This is a genomic window from Limnochorda sp. LNt, assembly GCF_035593265.1.
GTDB lineage: Bacteria > Bacillota > Limnochordia > Limnochordales > Geochordaceae > Geochorda > Geochorda subterranea.
The window spans coordinates 216568-234182 of record NZ_CP141614.1 but is presented as its reverse complement, the minus strand read 5'-3'; the positions used below and the strand labels follow the sequence as shown (position 1 = coordinate 234182).

At 71.5% G+C, this 17615-nt stretch carries 17 protein-coding genes and 1 tRNA gene; 8 read left to right on the top strand and 10 right to left on the bottom strand.

Annotated features, from left to right (window positions below; genetic code table 11):
• The first annotated feature begins 20 nt into the window (after positions 1–20).
• Entirely contained in the window at positions 21–1280 is a 1260-nt protein-coding gene (locus VLY81_RS01200) for a DNA polymerase IV (protein ID WP_324669201.1), read from the top strand.
• On the opposite strand, the gene VLY81_RS01195 is transcribed toward VLY81_RS01200, so the two are convergent.
• Positions 1201–1977, bottom strand: a complete 777-nt coding sequence (locus VLY81_RS01195; protein WP_324669200.1) for a hypothetical protein — start codon at positions 1975–1977, stop codon at positions 1201–1203. The two genes, VLY81_RS01200 and VLY81_RS01195, sit on opposite strands and share 80 nt — an antisense overlap.
• Before the next feature lie 175 nt (positions 1978–2152).
• Here VLY81_RS01195 and VLY81_RS01190 point away from each other — a divergent pair.
• Positions 2153–2240, top strand: a tRNA-Leu gene (locus VLY81_RS01190).
• 13 nt (positions 2241–2253) lie between these two features.
• On the opposite strand, the gene VLY81_RS01185 is transcribed toward VLY81_RS01190, so the two are convergent.
• Complete coding sequence (locus VLY81_RS01185; RefSeq protein ID WP_324669199.1) at positions 2254–2976, bottom strand: ribbon-helix-helix domain-containing protein; 723 nt, start codon at positions 2974–2976, stop codon at positions 2254–2256.
• Positions 2977–3361: 385 nt separating this feature from the next.
• Here VLY81_RS01185 and VLY81_RS01180 point away from each other — a divergent pair, with 385 nt between their 5' ends.
• Both VLY81_RS01180 and VLY81_RS01175 read left to right on the top strand, forming a co-directional pair.
• On the top strand, positions 3362–4120 hold the full coding sequence (locus VLY81_RS01180; RefSeq protein WP_324669198.1) for a hypothetical protein: 759 nt from the start codon (positions 3362–3364) through the stop codon (positions 4118–4120).
• A gap of 43 nt (positions 4121–4163) precedes the next feature.
• Positions 4164–4922, top strand: coding sequence for an N-acetylmuramoyl-L-alanine amidase family protein (locus VLY81_RS01175; RefSeq protein WP_324669196.1), 759 nt, complete (start codon positions 4164–4166; stop codon positions 4920–4922).
• 15 nt (positions 4923–4937) lie between these two features.
• On the opposite strand, the gene VLY81_RS01170 is transcribed toward VLY81_RS01175, so the two are convergent.
• The gene (locus tag VLY81_RS01170) at positions 4938–5333 is read right to left on the bottom strand and encodes a hypothetical protein (protein ID WP_324669195.1); all 396 of its coding nucleotides are present in this window, start codon (positions 5331–5333) and stop codon (positions 4938–4940) included.
• A gap of 227 nt (positions 5334–5560) precedes the next feature.
• Here VLY81_RS01170 and VLY81_RS01165 point away from each other — a divergent pair, with 227 nt between their 5' ends.
• Positions 5561–7087, top strand: coding sequence for a LysM peptidoglycan-binding domain-containing protein (locus VLY81_RS01165; RefSeq protein WP_324669194.1), 1527 nt, complete (start codon positions 5561–5563; stop codon positions 7085–7087).
• A gap of 198 nt (positions 7088–7285) precedes the next feature.
• On the opposite strand, the gene VLY81_RS01160 is transcribed toward VLY81_RS01165, so the two are convergent.
• Entirely contained in the window at positions 7286–8335 is a 1050-nt protein-coding gene (locus VLY81_RS01160; RefSeq protein ID WP_405001272.1) for a threonine aldolase family protein, read from the bottom strand.
• 14 nt (positions 8336–8349) lie between these two features.
• Complete coding sequence (gene dcd, locus VLY81_RS01155; RefSeq protein WP_324669192.1) at positions 8350–8925, bottom strand: dCTP deaminase; 576 nt, start codon at positions 8923–8925, stop codon at positions 8350–8352.
• A gap of 190 nt (positions 8926–9115) precedes the next feature.
• Between dcd and VLY81_RS01150 the strand changes: the two genes are divergently transcribed.
• Positions 9116–9436, top strand: a complete 321-nt coding sequence (locus VLY81_RS01150; RefSeq protein ID WP_324669191.1) for a cyclic-di-AMP receptor — start codon at positions 9116–9118, stop codon at positions 9434–9436.
• Here the strand turns inward: VLY81_RS01150 and VLY81_RS01145 are convergent, their stop codons facing one another.
• The 4 genes from VLY81_RS01145 to VLY81_RS01130 all read right to left on the bottom strand — a co-directional run bounded on the left by VLY81_RS01145 (position 9437) and on the right by VLY81_RS01130 (position 13378).
• On the bottom strand, positions 9437–9652 hold the full coding sequence (locus tag VLY81_RS01145; protein ID WP_324669190.1) for a hypothetical protein: 216 nt from the start codon (positions 9650–9652) through the stop codon (positions 9437–9439). It lies immediately after the preceding gene.
• Between the two features lie 113 nt (positions 9653–9765).
• A complete protein-coding gene (locus tag VLY81_RS01140; RefSeq protein WP_324669189.1) occupies positions 9766–10491 on the bottom strand; it encodes a CPBP family intramembrane glutamic endopeptidase in 726 nt (241 codons plus the stop codon).
• A complete protein-coding gene (gene guaB / locus VLY81_RS01135; protein WP_324669188.1) occupies positions 10488–11990 on the bottom strand; it encodes an IMP dehydrogenase in 1503 nt (500 codons plus the stop codon). The genes VLY81_RS01140 and guaB overlap by 4 nt, the downstream gene beginning before the upstream one ends.
• Positions 11969–13378: a DUF1015 domain-containing protein gene (locus VLY81_RS01130; RefSeq protein ID WP_324669187.1), complete on the bottom strand. Its 1410-nt coding sequence runs from the start codon at positions 13376–13378 to the stop codon at positions 11969–11971. Before VLY81_RS01130 ends, guaB begins: the two co-directional genes overlap by 22 nt.
• A 128-nt stretch (positions 13379–13506) precedes the next feature.
• Between VLY81_RS01130 and acs the strand changes: the two genes are divergently transcribed.
• On the top strand, positions 13507–15708 hold the full coding sequence (acs, locus tag VLY81_RS01125; RefSeq protein WP_324669186.1) for an acetate--CoA ligase alpha subunit: 2202 nt from the start codon (positions 13507–13509) through the stop codon (positions 15706–15708).
• A gap of 16 nt (positions 15709–15724) precedes the next feature.
• Complete coding sequence (locus VLY81_RS01120; protein WP_324669185.1) at positions 15725–16789, top strand: phosphotransacetylase family protein; 1065 nt, start codon at positions 15725–15727, stop codon at positions 16787–16789.
• Positions 16790–16831: 42 nt separating this feature from the next.
• Here VLY81_RS01120 and VLY81_RS01115 read toward each other — a convergent pair whose 3' ends face one another.
• Complete coding sequence (locus VLY81_RS01115; RefSeq protein ID WP_324669184.1) at positions 16832–17614, bottom strand: DUF72 domain-containing protein; 783 nt, start codon at positions 17612–17614, stop codon at positions 16832–16834.
• Position 17615: the final 1 nt, after the last annotated feature.

Sequence of the window (17615 nt, the reverse complement as noted above, 5' to 3'; positions counted from 1 at the left end):
GCATCGGGGGTAGCGAACGCATGATCGCCAGCCCGGCCGACCGGCGCACCGGCCAACGCGTGATCGTGCACGTCGACATGGACGCGTTCTTCGCGGCGGTCGAGGTCCGGGAGCGTCCCGAGCTGGCTGGCAAGCCCGTCATCGTGGGAGGGAGCCGGGAGAGCCGGCGCGGCGTGGTCGCCACGGCCTCGTACGAGGCTCGCCGGTACGGCGTGCGGTCGGCCATGCCCATCCGGCGGGCGGTCGCGCTCTGCCCGCACGGCATCTTCATCCCGGCCCGCCACGGCCTCTACCGGGAGGTCTCGGAGGCGGTCTTGGCGATCCTCCACGAGTTCAGCCCCCTCGTGGAGCCCGTCTCCATCGACGAGGCCTACCTCGACATGACGGCCGACCGGGCCCGCTTCCCCAGCCTGGAGGCCCTGGGGCGAGCCATCAAGGAGCGCATCGTCACGGCCCAGCGCCTCACCGCCACGGTGGGCATCGCCCCCAACAAGCTGCTGGCCAAGCTGGCCTCCGAGCTATCCAAGCCCGACGGGCTCATGGTGATCGAGCCCGGCGACGTCGACCGCGTCCTGGCGCCGTTGCCCGTCGAGCGCCTGCCGGGCGTCGGGCCTCGCACCGGCGAGCGCCTGCGTCGACTGGGCATCACCACGGTGGCCGATCTGCGGGCACGGTCTCGATCGTTCCTCGGCTCCCACCTGGGGCGGCTGGGGCAGGTGCTGTACGAGTTCGCCCACGGCATCGACCTGCGCCCCGTCCAGCCACGGCAGGAGGCCCGCTCCATCAGCGCCGAGCAGACCTTCGAGCACGATGTCGAGCGCGCGGACCAGGTCGTGGCCCGGCTGACGGAGCTGTGCGCGGAGGTGGGCCGCCGGCTGAGGGCCGAGGGGTGGTGGGCCCAGGCCGTGGTACTCAAGGCCCGCTATCCCGACTTCGTGACGGTGACCCGACGCACGACGCTGGGCCGCCCCGCGGCCGACGACGCCACGCTCCTGGAGACGGCGCGCCGGCTGCTGCGGCGCCTGCCCCCGAGGCCGGGCGGCTTCAGGCTCCTCGGGGTGGGGGTGGAGTCGCTGACCCGGCTGGAGCAAGGGCAGCTTTGGGACGACGCCGGCCGTCGAGAGCCCGACGAGGTCGACCGGCTGGTGGACGCCATCAACGCCCGTTACCGGCGGCCCGTTGTGGTGCGGGGGCGCCTCTTCAAGTCCGGCGGTGCATCCCGTGAGCGGCGAAGTGGGGCAGGCGCTGGCGACTCAGTTCCCGGCGGAGCTCGCGGTTGAGCACTCGCAGATACGTACCCTTGGCGCCCAGGGAACGGGCCTCGATGACGCTGGCGGAGGCCAGCTTGCGCAACGCGTTGACGACGATGGAGCGCGTGATGCCGGCCTGATCGGCGATCCGGCTCGTCACCAGCAGCCCCTCGTCGCCTTCCAGCGCGTCCAGGAGGCGATGCACCGCCACCGCCTCCGAGTAAGAGAGGCTCCGGACGGCGATGCGGGCACGCTGGCGCTCTTCGGCCTGGCCGCCCTCCTCGCTGACGGCCGCGCCTACGACGAGCCCCGCGCCCAGGGCGGCGACCTGGCCCACGACCAGGTCCTCCTCATCGAAGGGTGCGCGGGGCCGTATCATCAGCAGGGTGCCGAGCCGCCGGCCCGCGACCCGCACCGGCAGCACCGCGCTGTGGGAGACCCCGACGACCGCGTCGGCCTCGGGGCCGGCGATGGGAGCATCGATCCGCAGGAAGGCAGCGGCCAGGTGGTCGGGCAGCGTGCCGGCCTCGAGCGCCTGCGCGTCCAGCGGGTGGGGGGAGACCCCCGGCGAGAGGGCGACGGCCATGAGCCGGCCCCGTCGGCCCGTCAGGAAGGTGGCACCGGGGCCCACCAGGAGCAGCACGGTCTCGACCACCGCGGCGAGCGGCGTGCGGAGCCCGTCCTCCTGGAAGAGGGCCACGATGGCCTCGACCTTGGGCCGCAGCATGCTCGAGGCGCTCCTTCGTCCGGTCCGTCGCCGGGACCCTGCACGGAGTCGATTAGGCGGTCACGTCGGCCATCCCTTCGCGACGGCCGACGGCGGGTGGCGGTGGCCCTCCCATTGCTGTTGACGGGCGCCGGGGTCCCGTGCTAGGATCCGCGGTGCCACCGGATCGTACGGTGCCGAAGTGGTGGAACTGGCAGACGCGCTGCGTTCAGGGCGCAGTGGGCGTAACGCCCGTGGGGGTTCAAATCCCCCCTTCGGCACCATCTCTCTTTTCTATCAGGTTTCGCCTCCGTCTCCTGCGAAGATGCGCCGCATCTCCTCCTCTAGCTCCGCCACGGAGGCCATCTTCTCCGCGAGCCGCTCGAAGAGCTCGCGGTGAGCCTCGATCCCCTTGCGGCACAGCATGAAGACCGCCTCCGACCGGCTCTTGGCCACGCCGGCCCGCACCAGTGCGTCCACCGCGGTCAGGGTGGGGGCGTCCAGCCGCACGCTGACGACCCAGTCACGGCTCTCGCTCCCGGAGCGCCAGAAGACCCACGAGACTTGCGTCTTGTGACCCGGACGCTCCTCCGGTTCGGGTGGCTGAGCGAGGAGCCGCTCCCGTAGACGGGCCACGTCGACGCCGAGAGCCCGCCACACGTCCGCGGCGGCCGCGGCGCCGTCATCCAGCAGGGCCAGCAGCACGTGCTCGGCACCGATGTACGGGTGCCGGAGCTCCTTGGCCCACCGGGCGCCTCGCTCGAGTACACGCTTGCCCTCGGGGTCGAAGGGGGGCTCCTTGCGCAGGGCGGTGCCGTCTGCCGGCTCGACCAGGTGGCCAGCGACCGCCTCGGGCGTCACGCCCGCCTCCCGAAGGGCGCGAGCTGCGGCCGACGTCTCGTCTCGTGCCAGGGCCAGCAGCAGGTGTAGGGGCCCGACCGGCTCTCCCCGACGCCGGGCCTCGTCGACGGCATTCTCGATGATCCGCTTGGCCCTGGCCGTAAACCTCTGCAGGACCAATGGCATCACCTCCCGAGGAGGTTCCTCGGTGTAAACGTAACTTACATGTGGCGTTACGTCAAGCGCGTCACTCCCGTCGCTCAGCTGGTCCCGGGTTCCTTAAGTTAGCACTGGCCTCGCATGGCCGACGGGCCCGCCCCCGCATCCCCTGGTACGACCCTTGCGTCGGAGCAGGTGGTGCAGGATCACGAGGCGGGCAACGTCTTCGGCCGTGCGTGTCTGGGGAAGCCCACCCTGCCCGGAGGTGCTCCGGGCCTACCGTCTCGCGCTCCCCCGGTACGACCCCATGCTCGCCCACTCCCTCGACCAGGCCCTCGGGGGGGCACCGGCGGAGACCGGGCGAGGTGGCCGCTCCCGGGGTGGACAGCCGGGACAGTCGACCGAGGTGGCACGCAGCCTGATCGGCGCCCTCGCTCGGATGCCCGACGACGAGCTGGCTTCCCTCGTGGCGCTGCTCGAGACGGCTACGGCAGGGCGTCTCATCCGGTACCTGGCGGAAGGTACCCGCCGCCCCGCGACAGCCGCTCGCCGCTTCCAGGCTGAGTGGCGCCGGCAAGCCTCGGCGCTGCAGACGCTTCGGGGCGTCTCGCTGCGAGTGCGCTATCTGCACGCCCTGCAGGGCCGCCTCAATGGGCGGCAGGGCAGCCGGGGACTGGAGGGACTCGCCTCGGAGCTGGTCGAGACGCTGGGGGCCGTCTACGGAGTCCCCGAGGCGCTGCCGATGCCCCAGCGGTTTCAGTCCATCCTCTGCGCCGCGGCCCACCAGGCCCTCGTCTGCGGCTCCGTCGAGTCGTGCGTCCGGCGCCTGGCCCGAGAGACGCTGAGAGGGGCCGCCTGGGAGTCGGGCCTCGTCGCCGCAGCCTCCGTCGCCGTCGGCGCGACCCGCCGCCGGTTGGCCCTCACGCTGGCCACGCTGGTCTACGTCATGGGCAGCGGGCTTCTGGGCGTCACCCTGGCCTTCGACGTGTACCGCTGGATCGCCCTGACCATCGAGGCCCTGGCACACCCTGCCGCGCTCGCCGCCTATGCCGCCGGTGGGGTGAGCCTGGTGGCGCTGCGGCACCGGCGCCGGCTGGACCTGCACCTCGCCGCCTGGACCCTCGCTGCGCTCTATCGCGGTCTCCCGTCGAGCGGCCAGGCATAGGCTTCGCACGGGATGACCGGCCGTTCTGGGTAGCAGGCGTTTGTTGGCACTCACCGCGTGGGTAGGGATCGCGCTGGCGGCGCTGCCCCCTTCGGCGGCGCCACGGTTGAGGCCGCGCCCTCCCGTCGTGGTGGTGGATGCCGGCCACGGGTGGAGCTCCCTGCACCGCAGCTACACCGGGGCGTACAACCGCTGGGCCGACGTCCACGAGGACCCGCTCGCCCTGGACATCGCGCGCCGTCTGGCAGGGGCCCTCTCGGCTCGCGGCGTCGAGGTGCACCTGACCCGGGAGGGCGATCAGGAGCCTCCGGACTACAACGGGGACGGGGAGCAGACCAATCGGGACCGCAGCTACTTCGCGCTCAACCTCCGGCGGCTTCGTCCCCAGGCGAGCCAGCCGGGGGCGGATCTCTACGTTAGCATTCACCTCAATGCCTCGCCGGATCCGTCGGACCGCGGCACGACGGTCGTCTACTCGGAGGTGGGGCCGGCCGCCGAGCACGTCGAGGAGAGCCGGCGTCTGGCCGAGGCCGTCTACGGACAGCTGACCCGGGTGCTGCCCGAGTCGGCGCCGCCCTTCGCCGTCAACGGGCTCTACATGGACCGGCTGGCCCTGCCCCATGCGGTGGTGGAGGTGGTCTTCTTGAGCAACTGGGCCGACCTCCAATGGATCCTCAAGGCAGAGAACCGACAGACCGCGGCCGAACTGGTGGCCGAGGGCATCGTCGAGTGGTGGGGGAGCTTCCCCAACCCCGGGGCGCCGCCCCGCCCGGAGGGCGTACCCGAGGCTCCCCGCCGGTGAGATGCGACGCCCCTGCTACAGGTCCCCCTCCACGTACCGCATGTCCCAACGGTCGCGGTCCCACCAGAAGAGGAACTTCTCCTGCCGGTAGACCCCCTGCGAGCCCCCCAGGACCTCGACGATGACGGGAAAGCGCCCGTCGTCTCGCACGGAGATGCTGCGGATCGCGACGTCGATCCCGGGTGAGCCGTATCGATCCCGCACGAAGGCGACCGCCATCGGCTTGAAGGCCGGCTCCAGCGCGATGCGGAGGTTGTCCTGGAAAGTCTGGGCTTGTTGCAACAAGCGTCGGAGTTCCGCGTCGGGATAGCCCTGGCGGGTGCCCCGCACGACGCCCCACGCGGCAGCGAGTGCCACGACCGCCGCTAGCGCCAGCCAGAGCAACCGGCGACGGCTCCTCCACCTTGCCACTTGTACCACGACCCTCCCGGCCAACCCATACGAGCCAGGCCTGTCAAGTATCCCACGGGCTACCACCCTCCCCTCGCCGTTGCCAATCGCGCCATCGATCTACTAAAGGCATGGAAACGAACGCTTTGAATTCCTCCGTTGTAGACCCAATCCCAAAAAGGAGGAGTTCAATGCGGCGCCTCGAGTTGACGGCTCTCTTGGTCGCAATCGCCATCGTTGCCATTTCCGTGCCATACCACTCGCCACCGGCATCGGCGGCCCAGGGGACGCCCCCGATCATCTACGGCTACTATCCAGTCGACTATCCAGGTGACAGGACCGCGTTCAACTCGCTGCTGACCGCGACGCCCGTCAACACCGTCGGAGCGTTTCTCTACCGCATCGACGCCCAGGGCAACGTCTCCGGCGAGATGGACCACGCCTTGATGGATCTGGCGCGCCAGCGCAACATCGAGGTGCAGGCCGTGATCCACAACTACTGGGGTGGATTCGACCGGGGGGTCGTCTCGTCCATCCTGACCAACGCCACGGCGCAGGCCCGCGCGCTGGACCAGATCACGCGCCTGGTGACCGAAGCGGGGTACGACGGGGTGCAGATCGACCTCGAAAACGTGGACCCCGCGCAACGCCAGCTCTTCACACAGTTCCTACAGCGTCTGGCCGAGCGGCTTCGCCCCAGCGGAGCGACCCTGAGCATCGCCGTCCCGGCCAAGACCTGGGACGATCCCAACAACGGCTGGAGCGGGGCCTTCGACTACCGGGCCATTGGCCAGGTCGTCGATCAGGTCGTCCTGATGACCTACGACGAGCACTGGATCACCTCGGGGGCCGGGCCCATCGCCTCCATGCCCTGGGTGAGCGACGTGGTGCGCTACGCCTCCCAGACCATCCCGACCCACAAGCTCTTGGTCGGGATCGCCGGCTACGGCTACGACTGGCCCTCGACGGGCGGCATGGCGACCATGCTCAAGGCCAGCGACGCCGTCCGCCTGGCTCAGCAGAAGGGTGTCCCGATCCTGTGGGACGCGGGCGCGCAGGTACCCTACTTCAGCTACGCGGAGAACGGCGTGACCCGCGTCGTCTACTTCGAGAACGCCGAAAGCGCGCGCTACAAGCTCCAGCTCATCGGCCGCCACGACCTCGGGGGCATGGCGCTGTGGCGGCTGGGCTTCGAGGACCCTGCGCTCTGGGACGTGGTGGAGGAGATCCTGGGCGGCGGTACGCGGCCGCCGGGCGGCGAGCCCCCTGGCGAGCAGCCGCCGGGCCAGGAGCCACCGCAGGGCAGCCGCTACGTCGTGCAGACGGGCGACACCCTCTACCTCATCGGCCTGCGCTACGGCATCAGCTGGCAGGCCATCCTGGCCGCCAACCCCGGCCTCGATCCCTACAACCTGATCCCCGGGCAGTCCATCGTCATCCCGTCGGGTTCCGCGCCGCCGGGGGGCAGCACCTACGTGGTACAGCCGGGCGACACGCTCTGGCTCATCGCCCAGCGCTACGGCCTCAGCCTGGATGCCCTGATGGCCGCCAACCCTGGCATCGACGCCTGGTGGCTGATGCCGGGTCAGGTACTCGTCCTCCCCTCCGGCACCCGACCCGGTCAGGGCCGCAGCTACACCGTGCGGCCCGGTGACACCCTCTACCTCATCGGGAGACGCTACGGCGTCGACTGGCAGGCCATCCTGGCCGCCAACCCGGGCATCGACCCGTACAACCTCCTCCCGGGCCAGGTCATCGTCCTGCCCGGCGTCTGACCCCCTCGCCTTCGAACGAGAGGCGGAGCCAGGCACCCTGGCTCCGCCTCTTCTGCTGGTCCCGGACGGCCACCGAGCCGGATCTGCAGGACCACCGGCTTCTGGCCGCGTCGCTGGCCCTGCTCAGTCTCGCCCCGTGGATCGTGCGGCTCGTCCGCCCGATGGCCCGCTGGATCCCGTGAGCGCAGACGCCGGCCCCTAGGCAGCCCGGGACTGCGCCACTGCCCGGATGGCCTGCGCGGCTCGCTCCACGTCCTCATCGTCCACGTGCCGGTGGGTGACCAACCGGAGCACGGAGGGGCCGACGGGTAGCGCCCAGACGTTGTGGCCCTCGGCGAGTCGCTTGCCGAACTCGGCGGCGCTCAGTCCCGTGCCGGCCACGTCCACCATGACCATGTTGGTGACCGGCGGCGGCGACACCCGGATGCCCGGCGTGCCCGCCAGCCGCTCCGCCAGGGCCCGCGCCCGGGCGTGATCCTCCGCCAGGCGGCTGATCATGGTGCGCAACGCGACGATCCCCGCCGCCGCGATGACTCCCGCCTGGCGCATGGCGCCCCCGACCATCTGCCGGCGCCGGCGCGCCTCCTCGATGAAGTCGCGGCTGCCGACCAGCACGCTGCCGATGGGCGCCGATAGCCCCTTGGACAGGCAGAACATCACCGAGTCGACGGCCTGCACGATCCGTGCCGCCGGCACCCCCAGGGCCACCGCCGCGTTGAAGAGGCGCGCCCCGTCCATGTGGACCGGGATGCCGTGGCGATGGGCCACCTCGGCGGCGGCGTCGACCTCCTCCACGCGCCAGACGGTGCCGCCGGCGAAGTTGTGGGTCTCCTCGATGGCCACCAGGGCCGTGCGCGGCGCCAGCACGCTCGGGGCCCGGATGGCCTCCTCGATGGCGCGGGGCCGCAGGATGCCGTCGTCGGTGACGATGGTGCGCACCATGGCCCCCACGACGCCGCCCAGCCCGCCCGCCTCCGACTGCACGATGTGGGCCCGCCAGTCGGCGATGATCTCTTCGGCCCGGCGCACCCAGGTGAGCATGGCCACCAGGTTGCCCATGGTGCCGCTCGGCACCAAAAGCGCCGCCTCCTTGCCCAGGATGGCGGCCGCCTCCTCCTCGAGCTGCCGGACGGTGGGGTCGTCGCCCCGGGCGGCGTCACCCACCTCCGCCTCGTACATGGCGCGGCGCATCTCGTCGGTGGGCTCGGTGACGGTATCGCTGCGCAAGTCCACGCGTCCCTTGAGCATGGCGCTCCGTCCCTTCACACCTTGGGGAGCACGATGCCCTGCTGGTCCTGGTACTTGCCCTGCCGGGTGGCGTAGGTGACGTCGGGCCGCTCCCCCCGCAGGAAGAGCATCTGGGCGATGCCCTCGCCGGCGTAGATGCGGGCGGGCAGGGGCGTGGTGTTGCTGATCTCGATGGTGAGATACCCCCGCCAGCCCGGCTCCGCGGGGGTGATGTTGACGATGATGCCGCACCGGGCGTAGGTCGACTTGCCCAGCGTGATGCAGACCACGTCCTCGGGGATGCGGAAGTACTCCATGGACCGGGCCAGCGCGAACGAGTTGGGCGGGATGATGCAGACGTCGCCCTCGAAGTCGACGAAGGCCTTGGGGTCGAAGTGCTTGGGGTCCACGACGGAGCTGTTGACGTTGGTGAAGATCTTGAACTCCCGCGCCACCCGCAGGTCGTAGCCGAAGCTGGACAACCCGTACGAGATGACCCGGCGCTCGCCGGGGGTGCCCTCGTCCAGCACGCGCACCTGCTGCGGCACGAAGGGCTCGATCATGCCGTGTTCGCGAGCCAGCCGCGCGATCTCCCGGTCGTTGAGGATCACCGTCGACGCTCACCTCTATCTCGCTGCAACCTCGGGAAGGCTCCTGGCCCCACAGTGCGGCCTCATTCCGCGGGGGGCCCGCGCGTTCCTGCCGGGGCCTGGAGGCGCCATCGCAGCGGCGCCAGCAGGGATGGAGCGGCCGGCGCGGAATCACCGAGCGGCAGAGGGGACAGACCGGAAGGGGTCGCGGGTGAAGCTCCTCATCATCATCGTCGACGACAGCGACAGCCGACCGCTCATGGATGCGCTCAACCGCGCCCAGATCGGCGTGACGCGGCTGGCCAGCACGGGAGGCTTCCTGCTGGAGGGCAACACGACCCTGCTGGTCGGCGTGCCCGACGAGCAGGTCGATGCCGTGCTCGCCATCGTGCGCTCGACCTGCATGCGGCGCCAGCGCCTCATCCCCCAGCCCGTGGCCGAGATGCCGGGGAGCGCCCCGCTGCCCATCGAGGTCGAGGTGGGCGGCGCCATCGTCTGGGTGCTCCACGTCGAGCAGATGCAGCGCATCTGACTACGGGTGGAAGCGCACCTCGTAGACCGACCCGTCCCGGTCCATCACCCAGGTGGACGGACCCGCCCCGTCGTCCCGGGCGACGCCGTCCGCGGGCTCCTCCGTGGACATGGCGACCGAGTAGCGCGCACCGCAAGGGCAGCGCCCGCCCTCTTCGACGTCGAGCGGGCGCACCACGTGGCGCCGTCCGCAGTGCGGGCACTGGAAGCAAGGCATGTCGTCAGTCGCCCCCCGACCACCCCTTAGCGTGCCCCCCGGCGGGGCGCGCCCGAGGCGGTCGGGAGAGGAAGCATCCACCAGGTCGGGACAGGCGGCCGCCGCCGGCCGCCTCATGCCGGCGCCATGCCGCCCGTCAGCACCAGCGCCAGGGTCAGCAGATTGGCACCCATGTGAGCGCCTACCGCGGCGCTGAGGCGGCCGTGACGCTCGTACCAGAGCGCCAGCAGCACCCCGACCACCCATAGAGCCGGCAGGTGCACCAGGTAGGCATGGAGTCCTGCGAAGGCCACCGCGGAGGTCGCGGCCGCCGGCAGCGGCGCCACCCGACCGGGGCCGCGCAGCAGACGATAGAGGTAGCCGCGAAAGAAGGTCTCCTCCACCACGGGGGCGACGGCGACCAGCAAGACCACCAGGGCCGCCAGCCAGACACCGCCCGTGCCGAAGAGCAGGCCCATGAGCGAGCGCTGCTCGGCGAGCCCGATGCGGCGCACCGTCTCCTCCCATCCCGCCAGACGGGCCGCCTGCATCACCACGGCGTTGACGGCGGCCTGAGCCGCCACCAGCACCGCCCCAAACCAGAGGCCGCCCACCAGTGAGCGCAGCCGGGCCCGGACCGGCAACGGCTGCTCACCGGGATCGCCCAGGCGCCGCAGCCGCCGGCGGCCCGCCAGCCCCAGCGCGCCGACCACCAGCTGCAGCATCCACGCGGCCGCCACGTCGGCGGCCGGCCGCCTCATCCCGAGGGTGACGGCCGCCAGGCCACCGAGCCCCGAGGCGACCAGGAACAGGGCAGCGATCGAGCCGAGGGCCCACGACAGCTCGCGCCGCCCCGTCACGGCGTCCAGTAGTTGGGCGCCTCCTTGGTGATCTGGACGTCGTGCGGGTGGCTCTCGCGCACCCCGGCGGGGGTGACCCGGATGAAGCGCCCGCGGCTGCGCAGCTCCGCGATGGTACGGGCACCGCAGTACCCCATGCCGGCCCGCAGCCCGCCGACCAGCTGGTAGACCATCTCGGCCACCGGCCCCCGGTAGGGCACCCGGCCCTCGATGCCCTCCGGCACCGGCTTGGCGTCGGGCTCGTATCCGTAGCGGTCGCCCGACCCCTCGCGCATGGCACCCAGCGACCCCATGCCCCGGTAGACCTTGAAGCGCCGCCCTTGGTAGATCTCCACCTCGCCGGGGCTCTCGTCGGTGCCGGCGAAGAGGCTGCCGATCATGACCGCGTCCGCGCCGGCCGCCAGGGCCTTGGTGATGTCGCCCGAGTAGCGGATCCCGCCGTCGGCGATGAGGGGGACGTCGTGACGGGCCGCCTCCTGGTACGACTCCCAGACTGCGGTCAGCTGCGGCACCCCGACACCGGTGACGACCCGCGTGGTGCAGATGGTGCCCGGGCCCACGCCCACCTTGACCGCGTCGGCCCCGGCCTCCACCAGGGCCCGTACCCCCTCCGCCGTGGCCACGTTGCCGGCCACCACGTCGACCCGCTGGCCGAACTCGGACTTGAGCCGCTCGCACATGGCGATGACCCGCCGGGAATGGCCATGGGCGGAGTCGATGACGACGGCGTCGACTCCCGCCGCCACCAGCGCGGCCACCCGTTCCATGGTGTCGGGGCCGACGCCCACTGCCGCCGCCACCCTCAGCCGACCCTTGGCATCCTTGGCGGCGTTGGGGTACTTGCGGGCCTTCTCGATGTCCTTGATGGTGATGAGGCCCTTGAGGCGAAACTGATCGTCCACCAGGGGCAGTTTCTCGATGCGGTGACGGTGCAGGATGCGCCGGGCCTCGTCCAGGCTGGTGCCCACCGGTGCGGTGACGAGCCCCTCGCGGGTCATCACCTGGCCGATGGGTTGATCCAGGTCCTCCTCGAACTTGAGGTCCCGGTTGGTGATGATGCCGACCAGCCGGCCGTCCGGATCGGTGATGGGCACGCCCGAGATGCGATAGCGGGCCATGACGGCCAGGGCGTCACGCAGGGTGTGCTGCGGGCTCAGGGAGATGGGATCCACGATGATCCCGCTCTCCGAGCGCTTGACCTTGTCGACCTCGCCCGCCTGGGCCTCGATGGAGAGGCTCTTGTGGATGACCCCGATGCCCCCCTCCCGGGCCAGGGCGATGGCCATGCGAGCCTCGGTGACCGTGTCCATGGCAGCGCTCACCAGGGGGACGTTGAGCCGGATGCGCCGGGAGAACCGGGTGGTGACGTCGACCTCCCGGGGCAGCACGTCGGACTCTCCCGGTACCAGCAGCACGTCGTCGAAGGTGAGGGCTTCGCCGGCGAACTTCTCCACGTCGTCGACCCCCTGCTCTGCAGCTACGCCGGGTCGGGTGGCCACGCCTCGACGGGCAGCCGGAGATCCTGCAGCACCAGCCCGCTGATCAGCTTGGGATAGAAGTACGTGGACTTCTCCGGCATCTTCTTGCCGGCCTGGGCCACCTCCTGCACCTCGGCCAGCCCCACGGGGGCCAGCAGCACGGCGGCGGCGGCCTCACCCCGGTCCACGGCGGCGGCCGCCTCCCGGGCGTCGGAGGTGTACCGCACCCAGCGGCTCTCATCGGCCCCGGCCCCGTCCACCACGGCCTGGGCGGACGGTCGCCACTCGGCCAGGGGCCCCCGGTGCAGGATGGTGATGTCCCCGGCCACGCCGGGGTACTCGGGTCGAGACGAGCCCGCACGTTGCGTCACCTTGGCGGGCACGGCCAGGTAGTCGACGCGGCCCCCGCCCCACCAAGCGGCGAAGACCGGACGACTCAAGGCCTGCCGGAGCGCGGCGACGTTCGCGGCCGCCTGTGCGGGGTCGGCCGCCTCCCGCTGCAGCGCCGATCGCAGCGACGCGGGCACCTCGTCGTCGTGGAGGGGCATGAGGTGCTCGTGCAGGGCCATGCGCAACGGCTCGACGGCCGAAGGAGGTCCCACCACCCGGTGCACCGGCAGGATGGCGAGGCCTCCCCCCTCCAGCGAGGCCACGGCGGTGAGGACGTAGAGGCCCTCCCGGCGGCGCGCCCCGGGAGAGGCCAGCCGGGCCTGCTCCTCGGCGTACTGGCTGGCGGCCTCGAACCGGTGATGCCCGTCCGCGATGACGGCGGGACTGCGCTCGAGGGCCCGGCTCAGCTCCTCCAGCACCCGCCGCCCGTCTGGTGCCTCCGCGGGGCAGACCCACACCGCCAGCTCTCCCCCGGTCGGCGCCTCGGCCTCGACGTCGGGCCCGCCGGAGGTGGCCTCCTCCAGGGCCCGCTGGAATCGCCGCTCGGGGTCGGAGACCAGCGCCAGGATGGGGCTGAACTGGGCGGCGCAGCGCCGGAGCTGCTCGAGGCGGTCGCCCCGGACCGCCGCGACGGTGCGCTCGTGGCCCATGGCAGCCTTGGATCCTCCCGGACCGGCCCGCAACCCGACGAAGACGGCCGTCAGGGCACCGGGCCGTCCGTCGGGGAGATGATAGCGATGGCGAAAGACATAGACGGAGGGCCGGGGGTCGGCCACCAGGACGCCGTCATCGATCCATCCACGGAAGCGGTGGGCCACCTCCTCCCACCGGCCCGGCACCGGGTCGGTGGGGTCGGCCACCCCCAGGTCGAGCTGCAGCACGTTGTAGCGGCTGCGCGCGAGGTACGCCTCGACGTGCTGACGGCCCACCACGTCGTACGGAGGGGCCAGGACGTCATCCAGACGGTGGACGCGAGCCGGGTCGTACCGGAGGCCACGAAAGGCGGCAATGCTCTTCAAGGTCACATCCCCAGGAGGTCGGTCTTGCCCACCGAAGTTCGCACGAGAGGGCAAACATCCCTTTCGGAACGGGGTCCCAGGAGGTATCATGGCGCCCGGGAAGTTTGTGACGGAAGGGACAATTGACGATGGGCGCAGACGACCTCGCTCGCGAGCATGGCCATCGGACGGTGACGCCCGCCGCCGACCGGCAGGAGAGTTCTACCCCCAACGGCACGCCTCCCGCTCCTGACCTGGCCCGGCTCTACCGCCCTCGCAGCATCGCCGTCGTCGGGGCCTCGGCCAACCCGGACAAGCTGGGCCATCAGATCCTGCGCAACATCATCGACTCGGGCTACTCGGGCCACATCTACCCCATCAACCCCAAGGCCGAGACCATCCTGGGCCTCACCTGCTACCCATCCATCGAGCAGGCGCCCGCGGTCGACCTCGCGGTCATCGTCGTGCCGGCCGAGGCCGTGGTCCCGGTGGCCGAGGCGTGCGGCCGCCACGGCGTGGCCCATCTGGTGGTCATCAGCGCCGGCTTCAAGGAGGTGGGACCTGACGGCGCCCGCCGGGAGGCCGCCCTGGTGGAGGTCTGCCGGCGCTACGGCATGGGGCTGGTGGGCCCCAACTGCCTGGGTGTCATCGACACCCACACGCCGCTCAACGCCACCTTCGCCTCGGCCCAGCCCGTACGGGGGAGCATCGCCTTCATCAGCCAGAGCGGGGCCCTGGGCTCGGCCATCCTGGACTGGAGCCACCAGCAAAACATCGGCTTCTCCCGCTTCATCAGCCTGGGCAACAAGGCCGGGCTGACCGAGGTGGACCTGATCCTCGACGCCGCCTCGGACCCCCACACCAACGTCGTCTGCGCCTACCTCGAGGACGTCAAGGACGGCGCTCGCTTCCTCGACGTGGTCGGCGAGGCCACCCAGCGACGTCCCGTGCTGATCCTCAAGTCGGGCACCAGCGAGGCCGGCGGCCGTGCGGCCTCCTCCCACACCGGCGCCCTGGCCGGGGACGACCGGGCGTACCAGTGCGCGTTCAACCAGACCGGCGTCATCCGGGTCCAGTCGTTGACCGAGCTCTTCAGCCTCGCGACGGCCTTCGCCAACCAGCCGCTCCCGGCGGGGCCCCGGGTGGCCATCGTGACCAACGCTGGAGGCCCCGGGATCATCGCCACCGACGCGGTGGAGCGCATGGGGCTCGCCACGGCCCGGCTCGCCCCCGAGACGGTCAAGGCCCTGCGGGAGCAGCTCCCGCCGGAGTGCGCCGTTTACAACCCCGTCGACGTGGTGGGCGACGCGCCCCCCGAGCGCTACCGCGTGGCCCTCGAGGCCGTCGCGCGCGACCCTGGCGTGGACGCCATCCTGGTGCTGCTGACCCCCCAGGTGCCCACCCGCCCGCCGGAGGTGGCGCGCCACGTGCTGGCCGCCAGGGAGATGGCCCCCGGCAAGCCCATCATGGTCAGCATGATCGGCGGCGAGCTGGTGCGGGAGGCGACCGACTTCCTCGTGGCGCACCGCATCCCCTGCTTCACCTTCCCCGAGGAGGCCGTCATGGCCCTGGCGGGGATGTACCGCTACGCGAGGCGGCGCCAGCGCGGGCCGTCGCCCAGCGCGACCCGGTTGGCCGACGTGCGCCCCGACGAGGCTCGGGCCGTGCTGGAGCGGCTCCGGTCCGAGGGGCGGCGGGTGCTGCTGGGGCCGGAGGCCGCGCAGGTGGCCGCCGCCTACGGGATCCGGGTGGCGCCGGCGGCGCTGGCGCGCACACCGGATGAGGCCGTCGCGGCCGCCGAGTCCATCGGCTACCCGGTGGCCCTCAAGATCGCCTCGCCCGAGATCGTCCACAAGAGCGATGTCGGTGGCGTGCGGTTGCGTCTGGCCTCGGCCGACGCGGTGCGGGAGGCCTTCGTCGAGATCCAGGAGCGCGTCAGCAGCCTCATGCCCCAGCACCGCTTCTACGGCATCGAGGTCTCCCGGATGATGCCCTCAGGCCAGGAGCTCATCATCGGGATGGTGCGGGACCGCCAGTTCGGGCCCGTGCTGGCCTTCGGGATGGGCGGCATCTACGTCAACCTGCTCAAGGACGTCTCCTTCCGACTGGCCCGGGTCTTGAGCCAGGCCGACGTGGAGGAGATGATCCAGGAGACCAAGGTCTACCAGCTGCTGCGGGGCTACCGCGGCGCCGAGCCCGCGGACCTGGCGGCCATCCAGGAGGCGCTGGCACGGGTGGCGCGGCTGGCCCTGGACCTTCCCGAGGTGGCGGAGCTCGACGTCAACCCGTTGTTCGCGTATCGCTCGGGCGAGGGGTACGTGGCCGTCGACGTCAAGATGACCCTTGCGTAAGGGGGGCCCGGCAGGCGTGTACAAGGTGATGTTGACCGGATCGGCGGGCAGCGGCAAGACCGCCCTCTGCGTCGGGCTGGTCGGGGCTTTACGTGAACGCGGCTACAAGACCGGATACGTCAAGCCCATCGCCAACCTGGCCGTCCTCAGCGACGGCGGCGACCCCGACGTGGCCCTCATGCGGGCGGTCATCCCCGACGGGCCCGTGGAGGGCGTGGCCCTGACCCTCGGACCCCACTACCTGACCCGGCTCCGGCCGGATCCCAGCCACGTGGAGCGGGCCCGCCAGCAGGTGGAGCGGGCGGCGGCCGCCTGCGACGTGCTGTTCATCGAGAGCCCCACGTCGCCCCAGGCGGGGGCAGCGCTGGGCGTCGACACCTTCACCCTGGCCCGGTCGCTGGGCGCCCAGGCCCTCATGGTGGACCACGTGCGCGACGACCTGGAGTTCGACGTCATGGTCGTCCGCAACCAGCACATGCGCTGCCAGGGCGTGCCGGTGGTGGGCAACGTCTTCAACAACGTCCCCCTGGCCAACTGGGAGAAGAGCCTCAGCGTCTACCGGCCCCTGCTCCAGTCGCTGGGCTTCCCCGTGGTGGGCGTGGTGCCGCAGCGCCTGGAGATCACGGCGCCGACGGCCGCCGAGGTCAAGGAGTTCCTGCGCGCCGAGCTCTTGGCGGGCGAGCGCGGGCTGCATCGCCCCATCGAGGACATCGTCATCGGGGCGATGAGTTTCGAGAGCGCCTTGCGCTACTTCCGCCGGGCCACGGGCAAGGCCGTCGTGACCGGTGGCGACCGCTCCGACCTGGCGCTGGCCGCCCTGGAGACCAGCACCTCCGTCATCGTGTTGACGGGCGGGCTCTTCCCCAACGTCGAGGTGCTCCAGCAGGCCGAGGAGAAGGGCGTGCCCGTCCTGCTGGTACCCGGCGACACCTACTCGACGGTGGAGGCCCTGGGCCGGCTCAGCCGCCGGCTGCGGCCCGAGGAGACCGAGGGCCTGCGCATCGCCCGGGAGCTGGTGGCCAAGCACGTCGACGTCGACGCCTTGCTGGAGCAGCTGCAGCGGGGCACCGGCCCGTCGTGAGACGGGGCCGGTCGCCCCGGCCCTCGAGCAGGAGCTGACCCCTCAGCGGCCCGGAGCGGCCGCCAGGAGCTCCTCCAGCATCCGCGCGTTGATGACGGACTTGGCCTGGTAGTGGTTGTTCATGGCGACGTAGACCCGGCCCGTCTGCGCCTCCAGGGAGACGAGGCGGGGCACCCACTCCTGCAGCTCCTCGGGGGAGTAGAGGTAGTCGTAGCGCTCGTAGGCCTGCTGGTGGTGCCACCACTTCTCCCGGTTGCGCCCGTGGAAGCGCACGTACGCCAGGGGCCCCGTAGCGCGGGCGATGGGGGGCACGAGGGTGCCGATGCGGGGCTCGTCCACCGCGACGAAGCCGGCCCCCAGCTCCTCCAGCAGCGCGAAGCCCTGCTCGCCCTCGACCCAGCCGCGGTGACGAAACTCCACGGCCACCGGGACGTCCGCCAGCACCTCGCGCAGCCGGCGCAGGTAGTCGGAGGACTGCGGCCCCGGACGGAAGCTGTTGGGAAACTGCAGCAGCACGCACGCCAGCTTGCGGCGCTCCTCGAGGGGTGCCAGGGCAGCGCGGAAGCGCCGCGCCTCCTCCGGGTCCCCCCGCTCGTGCGTCAGGGCGGAGAAAGCCTTGACCGCGAACTCGAAGCCGTCGGGGGTCTTGTCGGCCACGCGCGCGAGCATGAAGGGCGACGGACTGCGGTAGTACGTCACGTTGAGCTCGGTGAATCGGAAGAAGCGCGCGTAGTAGGCCAGGTAGTCGCCCGGCTTGAGATCCCGCGGGTAGAAGGGACCCTTCCAGTCGTCATAGGCATAACCCGAGGTCCCGACGATGATCATG

What these genes read in the sequence shown, in the direction of transcription:
- VLY81_RS01200 (WP_324669201.1), top strand. Translation starts at nt 21, where the DNA reads ATGATCGCCAGCCCGGCCGACCGGCGCACCGGCCAACGCGTGATCGTG.
- VLY81_RS01195 (WP_324669200.1), bottom strand. Translation starts at nt 1,977, where the DNA reads ATGCTGCGGCCCAAGGTCGAGGCCATCGTGGCCCTCTTCCAGGAGGAC.
- VLY81_RS01160 (WP_405001272.1), bottom strand. Translation starts at nt 8,335, where the DNA reads ATGCTCAAGGGACGCGTGGACTTGCGCAGCGATACCGTCACCGAGCCC.
- VLY81_RS01145 (WP_324669190.1), bottom strand. Translation starts at nt 9,652, where the DNA reads ATGCCTTGCTTCCAGTGCCCGCACTGCGGACGGCGCCACGTGGTGCGC.
- acs (WP_324669186.1), top strand. Translation starts at nt 13,507, where the DNA reads ATGGGCGCAGACGACCTCGCTCGCGAGCATGGCCATCGGACGGTGACG.
- VLY81_RS01115 (WP_324669184.1), bottom strand. Translation starts at nt 17,614, where the DNA reads ATGATCATCGTCGGGACCTCGGGTTATGCCTATGACGACTGGAAGGGT.